This is a genomic window from Micromonospora gifhornensis, assembly GCF_016863515.1.
GTDB classification, from domain to species: domain Bacteria; phylum Actinomycetota; class Actinomycetes; order Mycobacteriales; family Micromonosporaceae; genus Micromonospora; species Micromonospora gifhornensis.
This window is the reverse complement of sequence record NZ_BOPA01000010.1, coordinates 278,279-302,443: the sequence shown is the minus strand read 5'-3', so window position 1 is coordinate 302,443 and position 24,165 is coordinate 278,279. Positions and strand designations below refer to the sequence as shown.

Below are 24,165 nucleotides of genomic sequence, written 5' to 3'. Positions count from 1 at the left end.
GCCGGCGACGCGCGTGTTACCAGTACGGTAGCGGGACGGCTGTGACCGGCGCGATCCCTTCCTGCAACTGATCACGATGCGGAACCGAGTCGCCGACGAAAAACCCCTGGTCGGGTGGCCTGAAGCCGAATCGCCCGCAATGATCATCTTCGGCCACCTGTGCCGACGACGTCACTCGGCCCGCAACGCGACCACCGGGTCGAGCCGACCGGCCCGCTGGGCGGGTACCACCCCGAAGATGATCCCCACCGCTGCCGAGACGCCGAACGCCAGCGCCAACGACCACCAGGTCACCGCCGCCGGGATGGGTGACACCGCGGCCACCAGCAGTGCGCCGCCCACCCCGAGAGCCATCCCGGTCAGCCCGCCGATCGAGGTGAGCAGCACCGCCTCCAGCAGGAACTGCACGCCGATGTCCCGGGGGCGGGCCCCGACCGCCTTGCGCAGCCCGATCTCCCTGGTCCGTTCGCGCACCGAGACGAGCATGATGTTGGAGACGCCCACCCCGCCGACCAGCAGCGAGATGCCGGCGATGGCGGCCAGGACCCCGGTCAGGATGCCGAGGATGTCGCCCAGTACGCCGAGGATCTGCTCCTGGGTGACGGCGCTGAACTCGGTGCCCGGGTGGCGACCGTTCAACTCGGTGACGATCCGCTGGCCGAGTTCGTCGATCCGGTCCCGATCCGGTGCCCGGACCGCGATCGCGTCCACCCGCTGGGTGCCGTACAGCCGCTGCGCCGCGGTCACCGGGATGTGCACCTCGTCGTCCCGGTCGACGCCGAGGCTCTGCCCGAGCGGGGTGAACACACCGATCACCCGGAACCGCACCCCGGCGACGTTCACCTGCTGACCGACGGCCTCCCGGTCGGGGAACAGGACCCGGGCGACCGAGTCGCCCAGCACGGCGACCCGGCGGCCGGTGTCCACGTCGGAGCGGGTCAGGTAACGGCCCCGGCCCAGGTCGCGGGCGAAGACCGTCGGGGTGGTCTCCAGCACCCCCTGCACGGTGGTGAAGTCCTGACGGTTGCCGGCCCGGACCGTCGCACCCGAGGCGACCGTCACGGCGACCCGGGCGGGATCACCGACCACCCGGCCGACGGCGTCCACGTCCTGCAGAGTCAGCGGGGAGACCGCCGGGGCCGAGCCCACGTCCAGCCGGCCCGGCACGACCAGCAACAGGTTGGAGCCCAACCCTTCGACCTGCTGCTCGACCGTCTGTTTGGTGCCGGTGCCGATCGCCACCAGCAGCACCACGGAGGCGACCCCGATGATCACCCCGAGCATGGTCAGCAGGCTGCGCATCCGGTTGGCGCGCAGCGCGTCCGCCGCCACCCGCCACGCCTCGGCCAGCCTCACGACCCGCCCCCACCCGCACCGGCCACGCCAGGCCCACTCGCACCGGCCGTGCCGAGTCCACCCGCACGGGCCGTGCCGAGTCCGCCCGCACGGGCCGTGCCGAGTCCACCCATGCCGGGTTCGTCGGAGCCGGCGCTGCCGGTGAGCGGGTCCTGGGCGGTGTCCGCGACGACGATTCCGTCGCGCATGGTGATCCGGCGGCGGGCCCGGGCAGCCACCTCCGCGTCGTGGGTGACCATCACCAGCGCCACCCCCGACTCGGCGTTGAGCCGTTCCAGCAGCTCCAGCACGGCCGCGCCGGTGGTGCTGTCCAGGTTGCCGGTCGGCTCGTCGGCGAGCAGCACGGTCGGGTCGGTGACCAGGGCGCGGGCGATCGCCACCCGCTGCTGCTCGCCGCCGGAGAGCTGGTTGGGCCGGTGGTCCAGGCGGTGCCCCAGGCCGACCCGGCCGAGCATCGCGGCGGCCCGTTCCCGCCGCTGGCGGGCGCCCACACCCCGGTACACCAGCGGCAGCGCCACGTTGTCCACCGCCGTGGTCCGCGGCAGCAGATGGAACGCCTGGAAGACGAAGCCGATGGTCTCGTTGCGCAGTCGGGCCAGCTCGGGCGCGGAGAGCGCGCCCACCTCCCGGCCACCGATCACCAACCGGCCGCCGGTCGGCCGGTCGAGACCGCCGAGCAGGTGCATGAGGGTGGACTTGCCGGAGCCGGACGGCCCGATCAGGGCCACGTAGTCACCGGCCGCGACGGTCAACGACACACCCCGCAGCGCCGGTACGGAGACCCCGTCGAGTTGGTACGTCCGCGACACGTCGACCGCCTCGATGGCGGGGCTCACCCGACCTCCTGGCCGTCGCGCACCTGGTCGGTGCCGCGTACCACCACCCGGTCACCGGGCTGTACCCCGTCGACGATCTGCACCAGATCCTGGCCCTGCACGCCGACGGTGACCGAGGCTCGCCCCACCCGACCGTCGCGTACCACCCAGACGGTGTCCCGTCCGTCGGCGGAGAAGATCGCGGAGGCGGGTACGGTCACCGCGTCGCTCGCCTCGCGGACCCGCAGCCGCAGCACCGCGTTCATGCCGGGTCGCGGCGCCGGTGCCGATTCCGCCTCGCCGTACCGGCCTGCGCCGAGCGAGAGCCGGACCCGGTAGCTGACGCCGCCTCGGGCCGAGGTGCTGGGCAGCACGTCGATCGAGCGGACCGTCGCCGGGTAGCTCGCGCCGGTGACCGCGTCCAACTCGACGGTGCCGGTGAGTCCGACCTGGACCAGCAGCACGTCGGTCTCGTCCACCTCGGCCAGCAGGCCCAGCTCACGGGTGTCGACCACGGTCAGCACGGGGGTGCCGGCGGTGACCCGGCCACCCACCGGGACCGCCGTGTCCACCCCGGCGGGCGGGCCGGCTGCCGGGGCGCCGAGCGCGCCCGGGTCGATCCCGGGCGGCAGGCCACCACCGGCGGCGTCGAGCAGCCCGGCCAGCGCACCCGTCGAGCCGGCACCGCTGCTGACGCCGCCCGGCTGCACGACACCGGCGATCGGTGCCCGCAGGGTCAGCGCGTCGACCGTCGCCTTTGCCAGGTCGTACGCCTGCTGTGCCTGGAGGCGTTGGGCGGTGGCCAACGCGCCGACGGCGGAGTTCAGGCTGCGTACGCCGCTCTGCACCTCGCGTACCGCGCGGTCGGCGGCGCGCGCGGCGGCGTCGTACTGCCGCTGCGCGGACTCGACCTGGGCGAGCAGTGCCTTGCGCAGCTTCGGATCGCTGATCTTCCCGGCGGCGGCGCGCGCGGCGGCGTGCGCCTGCGCGGCGGCCCGGTCGGTGCCCCGCAGCGAACCGGTGAGGTTGCCACCGCCACCACCGCCCGCCCGCTTGGCGGCGTCGAGCGCCGCGCGGGCCTGCCGCAGCCGCTCCCGCGCCGACGGCGAATCGACCACGGCAAGCACCTGGCCACGCTTGACCTGCTGCCCCGGCTCGACGCGGAGGCTGCGCAGCGTCCCGTCGGCAGGGGCGGTGAGCGTGGCCGCTGCCCGGGCGACGACCGTGGCCGGGGCGTCGATCTCCTCCGTCACCGGTGCCAGCACGGCCGAGGCCAGCGCGATCGGCGGCTCGTCACTGCCGCAGGAGGCGGCGCTCGTGAGAGTCAGGACGGCGACGGCGAGCAGGGCGGTGAACAGGCGGGGCCGCGTGGCTGAGGGCAGCCGCGGCGGGTCGGGGCGGCGCACCCGACACATGCTACGAGGCTACGTCGACTTCCCTTCAGCGCACCGCCGCGCGAATCTGGGTGGCGCACTCGGCCTGCAGTTCCGACCATGGCGCACCGAGAATCTCCTCGGCGATCTGGGCCGCCGGTCGGCGGTCGTGCACCGCCGCCTTGAAGAAGGCGAGCAGCTTCTCCTCGCCGAACCGGTCCGCGAAGTAGCGCACCGCGAGGTACGCGATGCCGTACCGGCCGTTCACCTCGTCGTCGCTCATCCCTTCGATGGGATAGAGGTCGTCGAGCTTGCCGTTCCAGTCACCGCGCACCAGTCGCCGGGTCTGCGCCAGCACCGGGTAGCGCGCGACCGGCTCGCCGTCGGCGGCCGCGTGTTCGGCCAGCCCGTCGACCAGCCACCATGCCGGATCCTCCCAGTAACCGTCGGGCAGCGTGGCGGCGTGGGTCAGCTCGTGCCGGAGCAGTTGGTCGAAATAGTCGCCGTAGTACAGGCTCTCCGGCCCGAGCACGACCTCGTGGTGACCGCCGCCGATGCCGATCGCCAGGCCGTCGCCCCAGTACGATTGCGCGCCGCCGTACCAGGTCCGCCATTCCTTCTCACCGGCGTAGAAGATCCGGTACCGGTCCGGTGGGGTGCCGTCCACCGCGTACCGGTCGGCGACCCTGGCCGCCGCCTCGGCCCGCAGCAGCAGGATCGGCAGCAGTTCGCGGTGCTCCCGGACGGTCGCCACGATCGTCCGCTGCCCGACCACCGAGGTCAGCTCGCTGACCTCCCACGGCATGCTGCCGGGCTGCTCGCTGTGCGGACCGAGCACGGACGGCGAGGGCTTCGACTTCTCGATCTCCAGCAGTCGGGGCTCGGGGCCGTCACGCCACCGGGTGTCGATGACGATCGAGGTCGGCTGGCACCCACGCAGGACGAGGCAGTAGTCGATCGACACGGGCATCCGCCACTCGCCCGGTGTGCCCGCCCCGGTGGGCAGGCCGCTCGGGCGGGCCGACCAGCGGGTCACCCGCAACGCCTGGAGCGAGTCGTACCGGCGGCGCAGCTCGGTGCGTGCGGTGTCGGATTCGGCGATCGCCAGGAACCCGGCCCGATCGCCGGCGAGCAGCGCGGCGGACTGGCGGTTCAGCAGCTCGCCGATCCGCTCGGCGAGCTGCCGGGCAGCCACCGTGGTCGGATTCTCGGTCGGGTCCTCGGTCGGAGCAGCGGCCCCGGTCGACGTCTCACCGTCACGGCCGGTGTCCATCATCAGCACCACCGCCGCCGGCAGGGTGCAGGCCACCAGCAACACCACCATGAGCAGAGACGCCCACAGCCACCACCACGCCCGCGCGGGCCTGGTGGTGCCGCCCTCGCTCTCCCCGTGTGTCACGCCGGGAAGCGTACGGCCGTCACGCCGACCGCGCGATCATCCTTTCGCGCGCAATGAGGTCACGCCGTCGCCGCTTCCGCCTGATCCTGCGGCCATCGGCGGAACGCGATGCCCAACGCCGTGATCATCTGCTCGAAGGAGCGGTCGACCTCGCGGGGCAGGCCGAAGTCGCCGGCCGCCTCCAGGGCGACGAAGCCGTGCACGGCGGCCCGGAACATACGGGCTCCGTCGACCGCGCTGTCGCCCTCGATGCCGTAGCCGCGCAGGATGGCGAAGACGACGCCGACCGCACGCTCGCTGGCGGCCACGTGCGCCGGGTCGGTCGGATCCGGCACCCGCTGGGCAGCCGGGTAGCGGCCGGGATGCCGGCGCGCGTACGACCGGTAGGCGGTGGCGACGGCCCGCAACGCGTCCTCGCGGCTGCGGCCGGCGGCGGCCGTGGTCATCTCCTCGGCGAGTTCGGCGGTGGCCAGCGCGGAGAGCTTCTGGGCCAACGCGTCGGCGCCCTTGATGTGCTTGTAGAGGCTCGGCAACGCGACGCCGAGTCGGTTGGCCAGCGCGGCGAGGGTGAGCTTCTGGTAGCCGACCTCGTCGGCCAGCACGGCCGCCTCGCGCACCACGACCTGCGGGTTGAGCCCGGCCCTAGGCACGATCGGTCACCGCCAGAAAGTCGGTCAGCGCGGCGGCCGTCGCCTCGGGACGGTCGGCGTGCGGGTAATGCCCGGCGTCGGTGACCATCCGCGCCTCGGCGAGCGGGAAGAGTCGCCGGGCGGCGCGGGCCTCGGCGCCGGGATCGGGAAAGTCCGGGTCCTTCGTGCCCATCAGCACCAGCACCGGCTGACGCACCTGCGCAGCGACGGTGGTCCAGTGCGGGTCGACCGGGGCGGCCACCTCGCGTACCGGCAGCATCCGGCCCGGCCGGCGCAGCGCGGTCACCAGGCTCTTGCGGTACGCGGCGTCGTCCGAGGGCCGGTGGACCGGGAACAGGGTGCGGTGGAACATGCCGAACAGTCGGGGACTGCGGACCACCGCCCACACGCCGAGCCGCATGACGGGGTTGAGCTTCGGCTGCTCGACGAACGCACCTTCCAGCACGATCCCGCTGACCAGGTCGGGTGCCTCGGCGGCGGCGAAGACCACGGCCGCGGCGCTTGAGGAGTTGCCGAGCAGGGTGGCCGGGCGGCCGCCGAGGTCACGGACCACCGCCAGCAGATCGCGCCCCACCTCGGCCGGGGCGTACGTCGCCCAGCCGATGGTGGAGTCGCCGTGGCCCCGTACGTCGACCGAGGCGACCTGGTAGCCGGCCGCCACCAGCAGCGGGATCAGGTGTCGGTAGGAGTGGCGGTTCTCCCCCATGCCGTGCGAGAGAACCACCAACGGCCCCTGACCGTGCACCTCGTACGCGATCCGTCCGCCGTCGCGCACCACAAAGCTAGCTGTCATAGCTGTAAGGCTAATGTCATTAGCTAAACGCGTCAAGGCGAGCCCACAGCAAGGTCCTGCGGGGTTCCGACGCCGGGCGGCGGCTACTTGCGCGAGGTCAGGGCGCGGCCGAAGAAGGCGAGGTTGGCGGGACGCTCGGCGAGCCGGCGCATCAGGTAGCCGTACCAGTCGTCGCCGTACGGCACATAGGTGCGCACCGTGTAGCCGTCGCCGACCAGGCGGTCCTGCTCCTCGGGCCGGATGCCGTAGAGCATCTGGAACTCGAAGCGGTCCGGCGCACGGTCGAACCAGCGGGCCCGGTCCTCGGCGATGGCGATCAGTCGCGGGTCATGGGTGGCAAGCATGGGATAGCCGTCGCCCGACATCAGGATGTTCAGGCAGCGGACGTACGACTTGTCCACCTCACGAGCCGCCTGGTAGGCCACCGACTCGGGCTCCTTGTACGCCCCCTTGCACAACCGCACCCGCGACCCGGCCGTGGCCAGATCACGGCAGTCCGACTCGGTACGCCGCAGGTACGCCTGGAGCACCGCCCCGGTCGACGGGTAGTCCTTGCGCAGCTTGGCCAGGATGTCCAGGGTCGAGTCGGTGGTGGTGTGGTCTTCCATGTCCAGGGTGACAGTGGTCTGCGCGGCGTCGGCGGCAGCGCAGATCGCCCGGGCGTTGTCGTAGGCCAACTGCTCGTCGAAGGCTTGACCGAGCGCGGAGAGCTTGACACTCACCTCGGCGGCGGGGGTCAGTCCCGCCTCGGCGAGCCGCCCCAGCAGGGTGAGGTACTCGTCGCGTACGGCGATGGCCTGTTCGGGGCTGACCGTGTCTTCGCCGAGGTGGTCGAGCGTGACCGCGAGGCCGCCGTCGACGAGCTCGCGGGTTGCGCGCAACGCGTCGTCGGTCTGCGCACCGGCGACGAACCGGCGTACGACGTCCCGGGAGAACGGGGCCGTCGCGACGAGCCGCTCGACCCGGGATGACCGGGAGGCGGCGAGGATGACGGAACGGAGCATGAGCCGAGCGTAACGCCCACCCCACCGCGCAATTGCGGCCCCGGCCCACCCCGCCCGCGTTGTAAGGAAGGGCCCCTTTTTAACACTTGGATGTGAGAAGGGAACCCTTCTATACCGCAGGCGTTAACAGGGTGCCCTTCCTTACACCAGCAGCGCACCGGCGGCGCACTGGCGGCGCATGGGTAGCCCGGGGCGACGAGCCTGGCGTTCATCGGTTACAACGATGGCGTGAAATCACACCCCCGACGCCGCCTCCGCTCGACCTCCGTGCAACTTGGCGCGCTCACCGCCCTGGCGCTCGCCCTCTCCGGTTGCAACCTGGTCTCCGACGACGACGATGACGACTGCGCGATGGGTCCGGGCGGGGGTGGTGACACCGTGGCGATGACGCTGCGGACTCCGGCGCCCGTACCCGAGATGGGCGTCGGCAGCCCGGTCACCGAGACGGTGGCCACGGCCGTGCCCGACCGCGGCGGGTTCGGCTCCCACCAGGCATCCTGCGGGGGCTGAGATGCGCCGCGAGCGGGTCGACCCGCGCCCCGACTGGGACGCCACCATCCGCGCCCAGGGCCTGGTGTACGTGGACACCGAACTGCCCGACGGCGGGGTGATGTCGTACTGGGACGAGACGGCCGCCTACGCCTTCGACCTGGCGGAGGTGCTGCGGCTGGAGGAGGCCACCGAGGAGCTGCACCGGATGTCGGTGGCTGCCGCCGAGCACGTGGTGGCCCGCAACCGGTACGCCGAGTTCGGCATCCCCCGCTGGGCGGCCGAGGCGGTGGCCCGGTCGCTGCGCGAGTCCCCGCCCACGCTCTACGGCCGGTTCGATCTCTGGTACGACGGCAGTTGGCCGCCGAAGATGCTGGAGTACAACGCCGACACCCCGACCGCGCTCGTCGAGGCGAGCATCATCCAGTGGTACTGGCTGGAGCACACCCGGCCGGAGCTGGACCAGTGGAACAGCCTGCACGAGCGACTCGTCGGTGCCTGGGCGAAGATCGGCGCCGGCCTGCACGACCGGCGGGTGCACGTGGTCTGGTCGAACGAGGAGGAGACCGGCGAGGACCACATGACCGCCGGCTACCTGGCCGAGACCGCCCGTCAGGCCGGGCTGGACGTCGAACTGCTGCCGATCCAGGAGGTGGGTTGGGACGGCCGCCGCTTCGTCGACCGCGCCGACCAGCCGATCACCACCTGTTTCAAGCTGTATCCCTGGGAGTGGATGCTCGCCGAGCCGTACGGCCCGCTGGCCCTTCAGCCGGGCACGCCGACCACCTGGATCGAGCCGGCGTGGAAGCTGCTGCTGTCCAACAAGGCGTTGCTGGCGGTGCTCTGGGAGCTGTACCCCGACCACGAACTGCTGCTGCCGGCGTACCTCGACTCACCGCGCGGCATGTCGGAGTACGTGGCCAAGCCGCTGCTCGGCCGCGAAGGCGCGTCGGTTCGGATCGTCACCCCGACCGGTGAGATCAACAGCCCGGGCGACTACGGTGAGGAGGGCTTCTGCTACCAGCAGTTCCGGGCGCTGCCCGAGTTCGCCGGCAGCCGGCTGGTGCTGGGCAGTTGGATCGTCGACGGCGAGTCGGCCGGCACCGGGCTCCGGGAGAGCGCGAGCCTGATCACCGACGGCTATGCACGGTTCCTGCCGCACTACATCGACGCGCCGCGAGGCGCGTGAGTCGTCTACCGTTGGAGGGGTGAACTTCGACGCGTACGCCCGGACCGGAGTTGACCTTGTCAACGCCCGTCTGGACGGCCTCGACGACCTGCGGTCCATCTTCCCCGACGACAACGCCTGGATGCGCGACGAGGTCGTGGAACGCGACCTGGCAGTGTTCCGGCGGGCGCAGAAGCGGTTGCGCGACGTCTTCGAGTACGGCACATCCGGGCGCGATGCCGAGGCGGTGGCCGAGTTGAACTCGCTGCTTGAGGCGTTCCCGGTGCAGCCACGCATCTCGGGACACGACTCCAGCGACTGGCACATGCACGTGACCAGCCGCGGTGCCTCGGTGAGTTCGGAATTCCTCGCCGGAGCGGTGTGGGGGTTGTCGGTCTGGCTCTGCGAGTACGGCAGCGCCCGCTTCGGTGTCTGCGCGGACGACCGCTGCGGCAACGTCTATCTGGACACGTCCTCGAACTGCTGCCGCCGTTTCTGCTCGGAGCGGTGCGCCACCCGCTCCCACGTGGCCGCGCACCGGGCTCGCAAGCGGGCCGCCGTGCCGACGCAGACCGACCCGCTGACGCCCGTCTCCTGACCGGCCCTCAGGCGTCGACCGGTGAGGTCGCGCTGAGGTGCTCGCGGGCGAAGGCGAGGGACTGGCGCAGGTCCGCCTCGCGGACCTGCCGACTCTTCGCGCCCCGGGTGGTCACCTCCACCGCGACCGAGCCGGTGAAGCCCCGACCGGCGAGCGAGCGCAGCAACTCGGCGCAGGGCTGACCGCCCCGACCGGGCACCAGATGCTCGTCGCGGCCCTCGCCGGTGCCGTCACCGAGATGCACGTGCGACAGACCGGCACCCATCCGATCGGCCATCCCCAGCGCGTCGGTGTGCGAGGCGGCGCAGTGCGACAGGTCGAGGGTGTACGAGGCGTAACCGACCTCCGTCGGATCCCATCCGGGCGCGTACGGCACGAACTGCCGGCCCGCCATCCGGACCGGGTACATGTTCTCCACCGCGATGTGCAGTCCGCCGAACTCGCCGGTCAGCTTGTCCAGCCCGTCGGCGAAGGTGCGCGCGTAGTCCCGCTGCCAGGTGAACGGCGGGTGCACCACCACCGTCGGCGCCTGGAGGGTCTCGGCGAGGACGGCCGAACGTCGCAGCCGCTCCCACGGGTCCGGGCTCCAGACCCGCTGCGTGACCAGCAGGCAGGGAGCGTGCACGGAGAGTACCGGCACGCCGTAGTGCTCGGCCAGCCCCCGCAGCGCACCGGCGTCCTGGCTGACGGCGTCGGTCCAGACCATCACCTCGATCCCGTCGTAGCCGAGCTCGGCGGCCAACTGGAACGCCGCCGCAGTCCGCTCAGGGAAGACCGAGGACGTGGACAGGAGCACCGGAACGCGGGAAGTCACACCACCGAGGGTAGCCGCCGTCGATTGAACCAATGTGACGAGAACTCCACAATGCGGGCAAACCTGGCATCCGATGTCACTCTGGAGCCAACCGATCCAGCCGGTCGAGGATCACGCCCTCCCGCAGCGCCCACGGGCAGATGTCCAGGGAGTCGACGCCGAGCCGCCGCATCACCGACTCGGCGACGACCGCACCGGCCAGCAGCTGGTGGGCCCGCGCGGCGCTGACCCCGTCCAACTCGGCCAACTGGGCGGGGGCGATGTGCCGGATGAAACCCAACACCTGGCGCAGCCCGCCACGGGTGAGCCGGCGACGGGTCCAGATGCCGGCACCGCTGGGCGCGGCCCCGGCCAACCGGGCGAGGGTACGGAACGTCTTGGAGGTCGCCACCGGGCGTTCCCAGCTCACCTCGGCCAACTGCTCGACCACCGGGTCAAGGAGGCTGTCGACGTACTCCTGAAGCTCCTGCACCACCTGCGGGCCGGGCGGGACCGCGCTCTGCGGACCGACGACGAGCCGGTCCCGGGTCAGCCGCCCCGCGCCGAGCGGCAGGGAGACCGCCACGTCCGGGTCCTCGTCGACACCGGCCGCGATCTCCAACGAGCCGCCGCCGATGTCCAGCACCAGCAGCCGCCCCGCCGACCAGCCGAACCACCGCCGGACCGCGAGGAAGGTCATCCGCGCCTCGTCGGCACCCGAGAGCACTTCCAGGCGTACGCCGGTGGTCTCCTGGACCCGGGCGAGCACCTGGGCGCTGTTGGTCGCGTCGCGGACCGCGGAGGTGGCGAAGGCGAGCAGTTGGTCGACCTCGAGCGCGGTGGCCGAGGCGCGGGCCGTGCCGACCGCCTCGACCAGGGCGTCCGCAGCGGTCTCGGGCAACGCACCGTCCGGCGTGAGCTGCTCGGCGAGCCGCAACACCGCCTTCTCGGAGTGCGCCGGCCACGGATGTGCGCCGCGATGGGCGTCGACCACCAGCAGGTGCACCGTGTTGGAACCGACGTCGAGGACACCCAGCCGCATGGGAAAACCCTAGGGCAACCCGTTCGCGTCACTGCCCGGCCTGCCGGGCGCACCACGCGTACGCTGGGCCGGGTGACAGGGCAGATCGAGCTTCACGTGCTGGTGGACGACCCGGCGGACCCGCGCAGCCGCGAGGTGCCGCTGGATTTTCCCCGCGAGTGGATCGAATTCGTCGACCCGGCGGACGAGCGGCACGTGGTACGCGCCGACCTCACCTGGCTGCTCTCCCGTTGGACGTGCATCTTCGGTCAGGGCTGCCACGGCATCATCGCCGGGCGGGCCGCCGACGGCTGCTGCTCGCACGGCGCGTTCTTCACCGACTCCGACGACGAGAAGCGGGTCCGCGCGGCGGTCAAGCGGCTCACCCCGGCCACCTGGCAGCACTTCCGCCGTGGGTTCAAGAACTGGACCGAGAACGACACCGTGGACGGCAAGAACCCGGCCCGGCGGACCGCCACCCGGGACGCGGAAGGGCCCTGCGTCTTCCTCAACGACGCGGACTTCCCCGGTGGTGGCGGCTGTGCGCTGCACGCCCAGGCGCTGCGCGACGGGGCGCATCCGCTGGAGTACAAGCCGGACGTGTGCTGGCAGTTGCCCATCCGCCGGGACCAGGACTGGGTCACGCGGCCGGACAACACCAAGGTGCTGGTCTCCACACTCGCCGAGTTCGACCGCCGGGGCTGGGGTGCCGGCGGCCACGACCTCGACTGGTGGTGCACCTCGTCCACGGACGCGCACGTCGGGACCGAACCGATGTACCTGTCGTACGGCCCGGAGTTGACCGCGCTGATCGGCGCGCCCGCGTACGCGAAGCTTGCCGAGTTGTGCGCGACCCGGCTGCGGCAGGGCATGGTCGCCCCGCACCCCGCCGACCCGGCCTGACCGCCCGGGCCAGCCTGACCGCCCGGGCCAGCCTGACCGCCCGGGGGCCGGCCTGATCGTCCGGGCCGATGGGATCAGGGCTCGAACTTGTAGCCGAGACCACGCACGGTGACGATGTGCCGCGGCGAGGACGGCTCCGGTTCGATCTTGGAGCGCAGGCGCTTGACGTGCACGTCCAGGGTCTTGGTGTCGCCCACGTAGTCGGCACCCCAGACGCGGTCGATCAACTGCCCCCGGGTGAGCACCCGACCGGCGTTGCGCAGCAGCAGCTCCAGCAGCTCGAACTCCTTGAGCGGCAGCTGCACCGTGCTCCCGGCGACGGTCACCACGTGCCGCTCGATGTCCATCCGGACCGGCCCGGCCGCCAACGCCGCCGTGCCCGACTCGACGGTCTCGGGAGACTGCCGGCGCAGCACCGCCCGGATCCGGGCGACCAGCTCACGGGGTGAGTACGGCTTGGTGATGTAGTCGTCGGCGCCGATCTCCAAGCCGACCACCTTGTCGATCTCGCTGTCCCGGGCGGTGACCATGATGATCGGCACGTGCGAGCGCTGACGCAGCTGACGGCAGACCTCGGTGCCGGACATCTCGGGCAGCATCAGGTCGAGCAGCACGATGTCGGCGCCCGCCCGGTCGAACTCGGTGAGCGCCGCGGTGCCCGTGGCGGCCACGGAGACCTCGAAGCCCTCTTTGCGAAGCATGTACGACAGGGCGTCGGAGAACGACTCCTCGTCCTCGACCACCAGTACGCGGCTCAACGGCCTTTCCTTTCCATGTGCACTCAGCTCTGCCGGGCCTCGGCCGGACCAGGCTCGATACCAACCGACGGCAGTGTCGACAGCAGGTCGTCCGGAGGTCGGGCCGGCAGCCGGAGGGTGAACGTCGACCCACCGCCAAGAGTGCTCGACACCTCGACCCGTCCGCCATGGTTGCTGGCGATGTGCTTGACGATCGCCAACCCGAGCCCGGTGCCGCCGGTCGCGCGGGAACGCGCCTGGTCGGCGCGGTAGAACCGCTCGAAGATCCGGTCCACGTCGGTGGGGGCGATGCCGATGCCCTGGTCGGTGACGGCGATCTCGACATGCTCCGGCGTGGCCCGCGCGGTGACCAGGACCGTGGTGTCCTCGCTCGAATAGTTGACGGCGTTCTCCACCAGATTCGCCACTGCCGTGGCCAACTGACTGTCGCTGCCGTACACGGTCAGCCCGCGCTTCGCGTCCACCGTCACGGTGACCCGTCGGGCGGTCGCCGCGGTCCGGGTGCGGTCGATCACCTCGGAGATCACCCAGTCCACCGCGACCGGCTCCGGGGCGGGCTGTGGTTCGGCGCCCTGCAACCGGGTCAGTTCCAGCAACTCCTGCACCAGCCGTCCCAGCCGGGTCGACTCGTGCTGGATCCGCTCGGCGAACCGTCGGGCGGCGACCAGGTCCTCGGAACGGTCGGGCGGCCCCGCCCCGGCCGGCTCGGTGGCGTCGAGCAGCGCCTCGGCGAGCAGTTGCAGCGCACCGATCGGCGTCTTCAACTCGTGACTGACGTTGGCGACGAAGTCGCGGCGGACCCGCGCGAGGCGGTGCGACTCGGTCACGTCGACCGCCTCCACCGCCACGTGGTCGTTGCCCAGCCCCATCGCCCGCAGGTGCACGCCCAGCGGGTTCTCCCCGCCGTTGTCGCGGCCCCGGGGCAGGTCCAGCTCGATCTCGCGGCGCACGCCGGTGCGCCGGACCTGCCCGGCCAGGGTACGGACCAACGGATGGGCGATCACCGAACCCGGCCGAGCGCCGGTACGCAGCAGCCCCAGGGCCCGTGCTGCGGGGTTGACGAGCACCGGCACGTCCTCGGCGTCGAGCACCACGACCCCCACACGCAGTGAGTCGATCGTTCGTCGGCCGAGCCCGACCTGCACATCCTCGACGATTGCCTGCCTCCCCCTGCCGAACCGGAGCCGGCCTGACCCGCTCCGGCGGGAACTACCCGTACGACGTGCGTCGGCAACGAGCCGGGACAGCAACAACCCGACGACCACTCCGGCCGCCAGAGCCCCGGCCACGCTCACCGCCACCGCCCATGTCACTCGGTGATCGTATGGTCAATGCTCGCCCGACTACCGGACGAAAATAGGACGAAGCACGCTCACTTCCGGGAAAGTTCACTTTCGCGTCCGCCTCAGTTCACCGGCGTTCACCTCCGCGCCTCCCGCCGGCCCTAGTTTGGCGGCGACCTGCGCTGATGCAGCCGAACGGCGCGGGCGCACCGACGATCGACAGGACGTGAGCATGCGCGACGAGTTCCGGGCCGAACTGCAAGCCGTCAGCCAACTGCTGGTGGAGATGGCCGAAGGCGTACGGGCGGCACTACGACAGGCCACCCGGGCCCTGCTCACCGCCGACCGGCAGGCCGCCGAGAACGTCATCGAGCAGGACGCCCGGATCGACGCGCTCTACCGGCAGGTCGAGGAGCGGGTGTGTGACGTGCTGGCCCGCCAGGCGCCGGTCGCCTCCGACCTGCGAGCCATGATCACCGCGCTGCACGTGGCAGCGGATCTGGAGCGGATGGGTGATCTCGCGGACCACGTCGCCAAGACCGCGTTGCGCCGGCACCCCTCGCCCGCCGTGCCCGCGGAGCTGCGGCCGGTCTTCACCGACATGGCGGGTATCGCCGACCGGATGGCGGAGAAGATCGCGGCGGTGCTGGCCCACCCGGACGCCGACCTCGCCGCCGAGCTGGACCGCGACGACGACGCGATGGACGAGCTGCACAAGGGTCTGTTCGGGGTGCTGCTCGGCGCGGACTGGCCGTACGGGGTGGAGACCGCCATCGACGCCACTCTGCTCGGCCGCTTCTACGAGCGGTTCGCCGACCACGCGGTCAACAGCGCCGAACACGTCGTCTACCTGATCACCGGCGAACCCGTCTGAGGTGCAAGGAAGGGCCCCCTGTTAACGCCTCGCGTATAGCAGGGGGCCCTTCTTAACAACGGAACGACGGCCGGGTCAGCGGCCCTGGTTGGCGACGGCAGCAGCGGCCGCCTTGGCCGCCTCCGGGTCGAGGTAGGTGCCGCCCAGGGTCTGCGGACGCAGCAGCGGGTCGAGGTCGTAACGCAGCGGAATCCCGGTCGGGATGTTCAGCTTGGCGATCGCCTCGTCGCTGATCTGGTCCAGGTGCTTGACCAGGGCGCGCAGCGAGTTGCCGTGCGCCGCCACCAGCACCGTCCGACCGGCCAGGATGTCCGGCACGATCGAGTCGTACCAGTACGGCAGCATCCGCTCGACGACGTCCTTGAGGCACTCCGTACGGGGCATCAGCTCGGTCGGCAGCAGCGCGTACCGCGGGTCGCCCACCTGGGACCACTCGTCATCGTCGGCGATGGGTGGGGGCGGGGTGTCGTAGGAGCGGCGCCAGAGCATGAACTGCTCCTCGCCGTACTCCTCCAGGGTCTGCTTCTTGTTCTTGCCCTGCAGGGCGCCGTAGTGCCGCTCGTTGAGCCGCCACGACCGACGCACCGCGATCCAGTGCCGGTCGGCGGCGTTCAACGCCAGTTCGGCGGTACGGATGGCCCGGCGCATCACGCTCGTGTGCACCACGTCCGGCAGCAGGTTGTGCTCGCGCAGCAGCTCGCCGCCGCGGCGCGCCTCGTTCTCACCCTTCTCGGTCAGGTCCACGTCGACCCAGCCGGTGAAGAGGTTCTTGGCGTTCCAGTCGCTTTCGCCGTGCCGCAACAGGACCAGCGTCCCGACGGTGGGTCCCTCGCTAGCTGTCATGCCGATCATCCTGCCGTAACCCGGGATCGCCCGCGCGCGAAGGGTCGTGACGACCACCACGTGGAAAACCGGATGACCTTGCTCTCGGCGCACCACTAGGTTGTAAGGGTCGGCTAGATCATCACTCATTACGGACGGGGACGCCGGAGTGCACGCGATACGGGGCTGGTTCCGGGACACCACCGGCGGTCTACCCAGGACTTTCTGGTACCTCTGGACCGGCACGCTGATCAACCGGCTCGGCTCGTTCGTCCTCGTCTTCCTCGCCATCTACCTGACCCAGGAGCGCGGATTCTCCGCCACCCAGGCCGGCATCGTGCTCGGCCTCTGGGGAGCCGGAGGCGCGGTCGGCACCACCGTCGGCGGCACCCTGACCGACCGGTGGGGACGGCGGCCGACCCTGCTCCTCGCCCACCTGGGCGGCGCGGTCATGATGCTCGCGCTGGGCTTCGCCCACGAACTGTGGGCGGTCGGGCTGGGCGCCCTGCTGCTCGGCCTCTTCGCCGAGGCGGCCCGCCCCGCGTTCGGCGCGATGATGATCGACGTGGTGCCCGAACGGGATCGGCTGCGCGCCTTCTCGCTCAACTACTGGGCGGTCAACCTCGGTTTCGCCTGCGCCGCGGTGCTCGCCGGCTTCGCCGCCCAGGCCGGCTATCTCCTGCTCTTCGCGGTCAACGCGAGCACCACGCTGGTCACCGCCGTGATCATCTTCGTGAAGGTGAAGGAGACCCGGACGATCACGGTCAGCACGCGGGTCGGCGCGGCCCGCGTCGGCGCGCTCCGCACGATCCTGAACGACCGGGTCTACCTGGGGTTCGTGGCGCTGAACCTGCTCGGCGCGCTGGTCTTCCTCCAGCACATCTCGATGCTGCCGATCGCGATGGCCGACTCCGGGCTGAGCCCCGCCACGTTCGGCTCGGTGATCGCCCTCAACGGCGTGCTCATCGTGATCGGTCAACTCTTCGTACCCCGGCTGATCCGGGGGCGCAGCCGGTCGCACGTACTCGCGCTGGCGGCGGTGGTGATGGGCGTCGGCTTCGGGCTTACCGCGTTCGCCGACGTGGCCTGGTTCTACGGGTTGACGGTGTTGATCTGGACGCTCGGCGAGATGCTCAACTCGCCGTCCAACGCCACCCTCATCGCCGAACTCTCGCCGAGTGAGCTGCGCGGCCGCTACCAGGGGGTCTTCTCGCTGTCCTGGCAGCTGGCCGGTGCCGCCGCGCCGATCCTCGGCGGCCTGGTCCGGGAACAGGCCGGCAATGCCACGCTCTGGCTCGGCTGCGCCGTCATCGGTCTGGTGATGGCGGTGGGTCATCTGCTCTCCGGGCCCGCCCGGGAGCGGCGGGCCCTCGCGCTGCGCACCGCCGGCACCCCGCCCGTGGTCACGCCCCAGTCGACGGCCCCCCAGCCGGCCGCGCCGAAGGCGGCCGAGCCGGTCGCGCCGGTCGCGCCGGTCGCGCCGAAGGCGGCTGAGCCGGCCGCGACCACCGGCGGGTAGGGCCGCAGAGGAGCCCGAACTCCGGTCAGGCAAGATCTGTTAGGTAACCGAACAGATCTGGGGGGTCGGGGTGCGCGAGCGTCGGGCGGCCACAGCCGTACGCGGGTGGTTCGCCGACACCGCCGGCGGGCTGCCCGCCACCTTCTGGTACCTCTGGGTCGGGTTGCTGATCAACCGCGCCGGCGCGTTCGCGATGCTGTTCCTGTCGCTCTACCTGACCGCCGCCCGGGGTGCCAGCGAGTCGCTGGCCGGCGTGGTGGTCGGCGCATACGGCGCGGGCGGAGCGGCCGGCGTACTGCTCGGTGGGGTGCTGGCCGACCGGTGGGGACGACGCTCGACCCTGGTGGCGGCGCACCTGGTCACCGCCGCGCTAATGGTCGCGCTGGCACTGAGTCAGCACCTCGGCGTGATCGCGGCGCTCGCCCTGCTGGTCGGCGTCACCCACTCGATGCCGAGCCCGGCCTTCGTCGCGGCGATCGTCGACGTGGTGCCCGAGGAACGCCGGTCCCGCGCGTTCAACCTCCAGTTCTGGGCGTTCAACCTGGGCATGGCGGTGGCCTCGCTGCTGGCCGGCCTGCTGGCCGAGGCGAGCTACGTCGCGCTCTTCCTGGTGGACGCCGCCGCCACCCTGGCCACCGCGGTGCTGATCGCCTGGAAGGTGCCGGAGACCCTACCCACCCTGCGGGCGTACGGGCAGCCGAAACCGTCGCTGGCCGGCCGCCGGCCCGGGCTGCACACCGCGCTGACCGACCGGCACTTCATGGTCTTCGTCGGGCTGACATTCGTGCTGGCCGTGCTGACCATGCAGGCGTCGACGATCATGCCGCTGGCGATGCGCGCGGACGGGCTCGGCCCATCGGCGTACGGGACGGTGGTGGCTCTGGGCGGGGTGCTGATCGTGCTGGGGCAACTCTTCGTACCCCGACTCATCGACCGGCGGCGCAAAGGGACCGTACTCGCCGTCTCCACCGCGCTGCTCGCGGTCGGCTTCGGTGCCCTGGCCGTCGCCGACGACCTCGTCTTCTACCTCGGGGCCTGCGTGGTCTGGACGGTCGGCTCGATGCTGGCCGCGCCCCCCAACGCGCAGATCAACGCGGACCTGGCACCACCGGTCCTGCGGGCGCGCTACCAGTCGGTGTTCTACCTGGCCTTTCCGGCGGCATCGTTCGTCGCGCCCACGCTCGGCGGGTTCAGCCTGCAGTCGTGGGGCGACGGACACTGGCTGGTCATGGGCGCGTTGGGCCTGCTGGCCGCCGGTGGCCATCTGCTCGCCGGGCCGCCCCGGGAACGGCGGGTCGCCGCCCTGCGCCGCGCCACGGCGAGCCCGGTCGCGGACGAGGCCGCCCGGTCTACCCTCGCAGCGCCCAACTGATCAACCCGGGCCACTCGGGCCGCACTGCTAGCTGATCAACCCAGGCGGGCCGCGCTGCCGGCTGATCAACACGCCACTCGGGCCGCGCTGCCGGTTGATCAACACGGTTTCGGCGCAATGGCGGTTACCGGACGCCCGGGTAACCGCCATTGCGCCGTAACGGCGCTGGGCCGCGCGCGGACAACACGATGTGCCCGGCACGTGGGCACCGGGCACATCGGTTCATCGCTACGACCGGCGGCGGCGGGCGGCACTCACCCCCGTAAGCGACGCCCGCTCGCGCCGCCGGTCCAAACAGGCGGGCACCGTCCCCCAACGGTGGATCCACCCGTCCCCCGACACCTCGCTTGGTGCACAGATCTGATCGATCCGCCGCTCCCCCGAACGGTTCCAAGCGTGGCGCGGTGCAATAACGCTAGTTCGCCCCATGGGACGGATTCAACCTGGTTGGCTGTCTCGCCCGTCACAGCGCGCCCGTGTCCCGTTGGGCTGCTTGATGGGGCTTCGTTCACGGCTAACAGCGCATACCCGGCGAGGATTCCCGCAAACGCTCACGCGTCCTCCCGATCGGGTGACTCGGTACGGAAGAAGTTGCTCTGCCGGCCGTCTCGCAGCTGTTCCTGGTAGATCAGGTTGAGCCGGCGCAGGTCGAAGGTGTGGAACCACTCGTCCCAGGTGATCTCACGGATCCGGCTGCTCTCCCGGTAGCCCGGGATGTTGAAGGTCAGCACGCCGGCCCGGCCGTCCCGCTCGGTCCCGCTGATCGTCGCCGGCTTCGCGCCGCGCTCCCGGGCCCACCGCTGGATCACGTCGTGGTTGGTGGTGACCAGGCTCCGCCCCGGGCGCTCCGGCCGGTCCTGCAACGACGAGATCATCTGCGACGACCGCGTCGAACGGGCCGTCGACCTCCCGGTCCGCACCCCGCCACCTGCTGCGGCCGTCTTCGCCGCACTACGGGAGGCGGGTGCAGTCTTCGCTGCACCGCGAGCGGGTGCCGTCTTGGCCGCGCCACGAGCTGGTGCCGTCTTGGCCGCGCGACGAGCGGGTGCCGTCTTGGCCGCGCCACGAGCGGGTGCCTGCCGGGTGGCCGCGCGCGCCGTCGTACCCGTCTTGGTGGTGCTGCCCGCTGCGGTCTTCGCCGCCGCTGCGGTCTTGCGGGGAGCCGCCTTCCTTGCCCCGGCCGCAGTCGTCCGCGCAGTCGACGTCGCCGTGCGGGCGGACGTGGCCGTGCGGGCCGGGGCGGTCTTGCGGGCGGCGGTGGTCTTACCGGCCGGCGCGGTCTTCGCAGCCGACGCCGTCTTGCGAGGGGCCGCCTTCCTTGCCCCGGCGGCGGTCGTCCGCGCAGTCGCTGTCGTCTTGCGGGCCGTGCTGGCCTTGCGTGCCGCCGTCGTCGTCTTACGGGCGGTACTGGCGTTACGGGCGGTGCCCGTCGTCGCCGTCCGCGCCGGGCCGGTCCGCTTGGCGGGTGCGGCCTTCGCCCGTCCCGTGGCGGTACGAGCCGACGCCGACTGCTTCGTCGCGGTGGTCTTCGTGCTGCTGGCACGGCCGGCCGGTCCGCTGCTGCCACGCGCCGCCCCGCCCGAACGCAGCGTGCTGGCGAGTCTCTTCACCAGTTCCGGCTTACGCAGGGCGGAGATGCCGGAGACCCCGTACCGACGCAACTGGCCACGGATGTCGTCCACCCGCATCCGGGAGATCTCCGACTCGGAGATCCGTGGCGTGTTCGGGGTCTGGTTGCTGGCCTGCTGCTTGGTCCTGGTCGCGGTCCCGCCGCGACCCGCGCTGTTTCGCTGAGCCATGGACGCTCACGCTCCTCGACACTGAAGTCTCGGCGCGCGGCGGGTCCCAAAGCCGCACCGCGCGGTGCGGCTTACCCCGTAGCGGCGAGCTAAACCACGCTGCGGTGAACGCGTTGCCGGCTGCCGTGCGGCGGCACCCCGGTCAGGGCCGGTCCGCGCCACCCTCCGGGGCGGCACCGGCGGCGGCTGCCGGGTTGTCGGCAGGGGTCTGCCCCGACGGCTCGAAGAGATGCGCGAAGGCCGCGAGGTTCGCGGTGGATTCGCCCCGCTTGACCCGCCACTCCCATTCCCGCCGGATCGAACTGCCGAAGCCGATCTCCAACATCGTGTCGAAGGACTCGTCGGCGTAGCTGAGCACCGCACCGAGGATGCGGTCCAGCTCGTCGGCGTCCACTCCGGCGGGGTTGACCCGGCCGGTGAGGTAGATGTCGCCGACCGCGTCGATGGAGAAGGAGACGGCGTACATCCGCGCGTTGCGCTGCAACAGCCAGGCCCAGAGCTCCTCGCGGCGCTCGTCCGGCTGACGCATCACGAACGCCTCGATCCGCAGCGCGTGCTCGCCCACGATCAGGTTGCAGATCGTCTTGAGCTTGTGCGTGCCGGGCAGGGTCACCGCGTACGCGCCGGGACCGGTCGGCTCGCAGGGCAGTTCCCGCTCGGCGCAGACCGACTCGATCAGAGCACCCAGGTCACTCATCGGCTCCACTCTACGGCCGCCCAACCTGCCGCTGCCCGGCGACGGGCGGCGTCGCGCGGGCCGACGGGCGGGCGGGCCGGCGGGCCGGCGGGCCGGCGGGCGTTAACAAGGGGCCCTTCCTATGCACGAGGCGTTAAAAGGGTGCCCTTCCTTTCATCAGCAGGAGGCGGCGAGGGCGGAGGTGAGATGGGCGCGGTGGGCGGTGATCGCTTCGCCGTACACGGCGAGCAGACCCTCGGCCGTACGGTGCCAGGAGAAGTTGCGGGCGTGCCGGGCGGCGCCGAGCGACAGCTCCCTCCGACGGGAATGGTCGGGCAGCAGGCGGGCCAGGGTGTGCGCCCAGTCGACCGGGTCGTGTCCGCGCACCAGCATCCCACTGACCTGGTCGCGTACCGCGGTCACCAGGCCGCCGACGGCGGCGGCCACCACCGGCGTACCGCAGGCCTGGGCCTCCAGGGCGACCAGGCCGAAGGATTCGTTGTACGACGGCACCGCGACCAGGTCGGCCGCCTGGTACAGCAGGGGCAACTCGGCGCCGGTACGCGGCGGCAGGAAGTGGATCCGGTCGGCGACGCCGAGCGACGCGGCCAACTCGATCAGGGCGGTGGGGCGGTCGAGGCCGCTGCCGCTGGGGCCACCGCAGATCACCACGGAGACCTCCTGGGCCAGCGCCGGATCCCGCTCGCACAACGCGGCGATCGCGCGGATCAGCACGTCCGGGGCCTTCAACGGTTGGATCCGACCGACGAAGGCGACCAGGTAGCCGGTGGTGGGCAGGCCCAGTCGGGCCCGCGCGGCACTTGTCGCGGCGTCCCGGTCACCGACCGGTGGGCGGAAGCGGTCCAGGTCCACCCCGGGCTCGACCACCGCGACCCGGCTCGGGTCGGCGGTGTACCTGTCGATCAGGTCCTGCGCCTCGACCCGGGTGTTCGCCACCAGCCGGTCGGCCTCGGCGACGACCTGTTCCTCGCCGATCACCCGGGCTTTGGGTTCGGGGCGGTCACCGGCGGCGAGCTGCGCGTTCTTCACCTTGGCCAGGGTGTGCGCGGTGTGCACCAGCGGCACTCCCCAGCGGTCCTTGGCCAGCCAGCCGACCTGCCCGGAGAGCCAGTAGTGGGAGTGGATGAGGTCGTAGTGGCCCGGCGGGCGGGACGCCTCGGCACGCAGTACGCCGGCGGTGAAGGCGCAGAGCTGGCCGGGAAGTTCCTCCTTGGTCAGCCCTTCCAGCGGGCCGGCCATCACGTGCCGGACGTGCACCCCCGGCGCGACCTCCACCACCGGCGGCAGGTCACCAGAAGTGGCCCGGGTGAAGATCTCCACCTCGACGTCGGCCTCGGCCAACCGCCGGGCGACCTCAAGGATGTAGACGTTCATGCCGCCTGCGTCCCCGGTGCCGGGCTGGTGCAGGGGCGAGGTGTGCACCGAGAGCGTGGCGATCCGTCGGGGTCTCGGCCACGGCAGGGCACCTCGCTGACGACCGACGCCGGTGTGCAATTCCGCCACTTCTGCTCCCTATGCCAGGGTTGATGCCATACTGCACGACCGACGTGCCTCTGCGTCAACCTCCGCGCCAGATGTCATCTTCCCGATCGGCGGCTGGTAATACGTCGCCCAGGCCGACGGGCGTGACCGACCTCATCACCGGGGAAGCTCCGACCCTCGGCGTGACAGGGGCGAGAATGGCCGGATGAGTCGTGTCGCCGTCGTCACCGGGGCATCCAGCGGACTCGGCGCCGGGACCGCTCGGTGCGCCACCCAGGCGCCACACGTCAACGTGGACCGTCTCGTCGTACGCCCATTGGCGCAGGCCGCCCGGCACATGGTGCACCGGGTGAGCGGCACGGGTGCCGGTGACCGGTCACCCGGCGGAGCCTGAGGAACGCTGCCATGGCGGCGCGTACGCCCCGGCCGCTCGGAACCATCACCCGCGGCACCACAAATCCCAACCGGCTCCGACGGGTGGACAACTGGATCGTCGACACCTGCGGCGACGCGTTACGCGCCGCACCGGACCCACTCGTGGTGGACCTGGGGTACGGCGCGAGCCCGGTGACAGCGGTGGAACTGCGCACCCGACTGGCCGCCGGGGTACGCCCCGACGTACGGGTGGTCGGCCTGGAGATCGATCCGATCCGCGTCGCGGACGCCCAACCCGCCGCCGACCCACCCGGCCTCACCTTCGCCCGGGGCGGATTCGAACTCGCCGGCCTGCGCCCGGCCCTGGTGCGCGCGTTCAACGTGCTACGCCAGTACGACGAGAGCGAGGTGGCCGCCGCCTGGGCCACCGTCACCAGCCGACTGGCACCCGGCGGACTGTTCGTCGAGGGCACCTGCGACGAACTGGGTCGCCTCGCCGGCTGGATCCTGCTCGACGCCAACGGCCCGCGCACGCTGACCCTGGCCGCCCGTCTGTCCACTCTGCAGACCCCGGCCGAGTTGGCCGAACGGCTACCCAAGGCGTTGATCCACCGCAACGTCCCCGGTGAACCCATCCACGACCTGATCCGCGCTCTGGACGACGCCTGGCACGCTGCCGCCGGCTACGCCCCGTACGGCCCCCGCCAGCGTTGGCTGCACGCGGTGGCCGCCGTACGCGCCCAGGGCTGGCCCATCCTCCACCGCCCCCGCCGCTGGCGCCAAGGCGAACTGACCCTCCCCTGGCCCTCCCCCACCCCCTGA

23 protein-coding genes and 1 pseudogene are annotated in these 24,165 nt (G+C 71.7%); 9 read left to right on the top strand and 15 right to left on the bottom strand.

The window, feature by feature from the left end:
* Positions 1-171 precede the first annotated feature (171 nt).
* The 7 genes from Vgi01_RS05935 to Vgi01_RS05905 all read right to left on the bottom strand — a co-directional run bounded on the left by Vgi01_RS05935 (position 172) and on the right by Vgi01_RS05905 (position 7,390).
* Positions 172-1,356, bottom strand: coding sequence for an ABC transporter permease (locus Vgi01_RS05935; protein WP_013736083.1), 1,185 nt, complete (start codon positions 1,354-1,356; stop codon positions 172-174).
* The gene (locus Vgi01_RS05930; RefSeq protein ID WP_204290379.1) at positions 1,353-2,192 is read right to left on the bottom strand and encodes an ABC transporter ATP-binding protein; all 840 of its coding nucleotides are present in this window, start codon (positions 2,190-2,192) and stop codon (positions 1,353-1,355) included. The genes Vgi01_RS05935 and Vgi01_RS05930 overlap by 4 nt, the downstream gene beginning before the upstream one ends.
* Entirely contained in the window at positions 2,189-3,586 is a 1,398-nt protein-coding gene (locus Vgi01_RS05925; protein WP_204290378.1) for an efflux RND transporter periplasmic adaptor subunit, read from the bottom strand. The genes Vgi01_RS05930 and Vgi01_RS05925 overlap by 4 nt, the downstream gene beginning before the upstream one ends.
* Positions 3,587-3,611: 25 nt before the next feature.
* On the bottom strand, positions 3,612-4,943 hold the full coding sequence (locus tag Vgi01_RS05920) for a hypothetical protein (RefSeq protein ID WP_204290377.1): 1,332 nt from the start codon (positions 4,941-4,943) through the stop codon (positions 3,612-3,614).
* Positions 4,944-5,002: 59 nt separating this feature from the next.
* Entirely contained in the window at positions 5,003-5,593 is a 591-nt protein-coding gene (locus Vgi01_RS05915) for a TetR/AcrR family transcriptional regulator (RefSeq protein ID WP_204290376.1), read from the bottom strand.
* On the bottom strand, positions 5,586-6,386 hold the full coding sequence (locus Vgi01_RS05910) for an alpha/beta fold hydrolase (RefSeq protein ID WP_102658156.1): 801 nt from the start codon (positions 6,384-6,386) through the stop codon (positions 5,586-5,588). The genes Vgi01_RS05915 and Vgi01_RS05910 overlap by 8 nt, the downstream gene beginning before the upstream one ends.
* A gap of 83 nt (positions 6,387-6,469) precedes the next feature.
* Entirely contained in the window at positions 6,470-7,390 is a 921-nt protein-coding gene (locus Vgi01_RS05905; RefSeq protein ID WP_102658157.1) for a proline dehydrogenase family protein, read from the bottom strand.
* Between the two features lie 267 nt (positions 7,391-7,657).
* Here Vgi01_RS05905 and Vgi01_RS05900 point away from each other — a divergent pair, with 267 nt between their 5' ends.
* The 3 genes from Vgi01_RS05900 to Vgi01_RS05890 are packed head-to-tail and all read left to right on the top strand — an operon-like array spanning position 7,658 to position 9,645.
* A complete protein-coding gene (locus Vgi01_RS05900; RefSeq protein ID WP_102658158.1) occupies positions 7,658-7,900 on the top strand; it encodes a hypothetical protein in 243 nt (80 codons plus the stop codon).
* 1 nt (position 7,901) lies between these two features.
* A complete protein-coding gene (locus tag Vgi01_RS05895) occupies positions 7,902-9,068 on the top strand; it encodes a glutathionylspermidine synthase family protein (RefSeq protein WP_102658159.1) in 1,167 nt (388 codons plus the stop codon).
* A gap of 19 nt (positions 9,069-9,087) precedes the next feature.
* Complete coding sequence (locus Vgi01_RS05890) at positions 9,088-9,645, top strand: CGNR zinc finger domain-containing protein (RefSeq protein WP_013736091.1); 558 nt, start codon at positions 9,088-9,090, stop codon at positions 9,643-9,645.
* 7 nt (positions 9,646-9,652) lie between these two features.
* On the opposite strand, the gene Vgi01_RS05885 is transcribed toward Vgi01_RS05890, so the two are convergent.
* Together Vgi01_RS05885 and Vgi01_RS05880 are read right to left on the bottom strand one after the other, a co-directional pair.
* Positions 9,653-10,459 (bottom strand): sugar phosphate isomerase/epimerase family protein, encoded by an 807-nt coding sequence (locus Vgi01_RS05885; protein WP_204290375.1) that lies wholly within the window; start codon positions 10,457-10,459, stop codon positions 9,653-9,655.
* Positions 10,460-10,535: 76 nt separating this feature from the next.
* Complete coding sequence (locus Vgi01_RS05880) at positions 10,536-11,480, bottom strand: Ppx/GppA phosphatase family protein (RefSeq protein WP_204290374.1); 945 nt, start codon at positions 11,478-11,480, stop codon at positions 10,536-10,538.
* A gap of 72 nt (positions 11,481-11,552) precedes the next feature.
* Here Vgi01_RS05880 and Vgi01_RS05875 point away from each other — a divergent pair, with 72 nt between their 5' ends.
* Entirely contained in the window at positions 11,553-12,362 is an 810-nt protein-coding gene (locus tag Vgi01_RS05875; protein WP_102658161.1) for a DUF3109 family protein, read from the top strand.
* 74 nt (positions 12,363-12,436) lie between these two features.
* Here the strand turns inward: Vgi01_RS05875 and Vgi01_RS05870 are convergent, their stop codons facing one another.
* Both Vgi01_RS05870 and Vgi01_RS05865 read right to left on the bottom strand, forming a co-directional pair.
* Positions 12,437-13,120, bottom strand: a complete 684-nt coding sequence (locus Vgi01_RS05870; RefSeq protein WP_102658162.1) for a response regulator transcription factor — start codon at positions 13,118-13,120, stop codon at positions 12,437-12,439.
* A gap of 23 nt (positions 13,121-13,143) precedes the next feature.
* On the bottom strand, positions 13,144-14,433 hold the full coding sequence (locus Vgi01_RS05865) for an ATP-binding protein (RefSeq protein WP_373306875.1): 1,290 nt from the start codon (positions 14,431-14,433) through the stop codon (positions 13,144-13,146).
* A gap of 202 nt (positions 14,434-14,635) precedes the next feature.
* On the opposite strand from Vgi01_RS05865, the gene phoU reads away from it, so the two are divergent.
* Complete coding sequence (gene phoU / locus Vgi01_RS05860; RefSeq protein ID WP_102658164.1) at positions 14,636-15,277, top strand: phosphate signaling complex protein PhoU; 642 nt, start codon at positions 14,636-14,638, stop codon at positions 15,275-15,277.
* A 75-nt stretch (positions 15,278-15,352) separates the two neighbouring features.
* Here phoU and Vgi01_RS05855 read toward each other — a convergent pair whose 3' ends face one another.
* Positions 15,353-16,120 (bottom strand): phosphoglyceromutase, encoded by a 768-nt coding sequence (locus tag Vgi01_RS05855; RefSeq protein WP_102658196.1) that lies wholly within the window; start codon positions 16,118-16,120, stop codon positions 15,353-15,355.
* A 148-nt stretch (positions 16,121-16,268) separates the two neighbouring features.
* On the opposite strand from Vgi01_RS05855, the gene Vgi01_RS05850 reads away from it, so the two are divergent.
* Positions 16,269-17,618 (top strand): MDR family MFS transporter, encoded by a 1,350-nt coding sequence (locus Vgi01_RS05850; RefSeq protein ID WP_204290373.1) that lies wholly within the window; start codon positions 16,269-16,271, stop codon positions 17,616-17,618.
* A gap of 70 nt (positions 17,619-17,688) precedes the next feature.
* Positions 17,689-18,990, top strand: a complete 1,302-nt coding sequence (locus Vgi01_RS05845) for an MFS transporter (protein ID WP_204290372.1) — start codon at positions 17,689-17,691, stop codon at positions 18,988-18,990.
* A 551-nt stretch (positions 18,991-19,541) separates the two neighbouring features.
* On the opposite strand, the pseudogene Vgi01_RS31605 reads toward Vgi01_RS05845, so the two are convergent.
* The 3 genes and pseudogenes from Vgi01_RS31605 to mshA all read right to left on the bottom strand — a co-directional run.
* Positions 19,542-20,144, bottom strand: a pseudogene (locus tag Vgi01_RS31605) (hypothetical protein); the annotation flags it as partial.
* 787 nt (positions 20,145-20,931) lie between these two features.
* The gene (locus Vgi01_RS05835; RefSeq protein WP_373306874.1) at positions 20,932-21,486 is read right to left on the bottom strand and encodes a type III secretion system chaperone family protein; all 555 of its coding nucleotides are present in this window, start codon (positions 21,484-21,486) and stop codon (positions 20,932-20,934) included.
* A 156-nt stretch (positions 21,487-21,642) separates the two neighbouring features.
* Positions 21,643-22,989 (bottom strand): D-inositol-3-phosphate glycosyltransferase, encoded by a 1,347-nt coding sequence (mshA, locus tag Vgi01_RS05830; protein WP_204290370.1) that lies wholly within the window; start codon positions 22,987-22,989, stop codon positions 21,643-21,645.
* Positions 22,990-23,173: 184 nt separating this feature from the next.
* Between mshA and Vgi01_RS05825 the strand changes: the two genes are divergently transcribed.
* Both Vgi01_RS05825 and Vgi01_RS05820 read left to right on the top strand, forming a co-directional pair.
* On the top strand, positions 23,174-23,362 hold the full coding sequence (locus Vgi01_RS05825; protein ID WP_102658169.1) for a hypothetical protein: 189 nt from the start codon (positions 23,174-23,176) through the stop codon (positions 23,360-23,362).
* Positions 23,363-23,373: 11 nt separating this feature from the next.
* Positions 23,374-24,165: a class I SAM-dependent methyltransferase gene (locus Vgi01_RS05820; RefSeq protein WP_204290369.1), complete on the top strand. Its 792-nt coding sequence runs from the start codon at positions 23,374-23,376 to the stop codon at positions 24,163-24,165.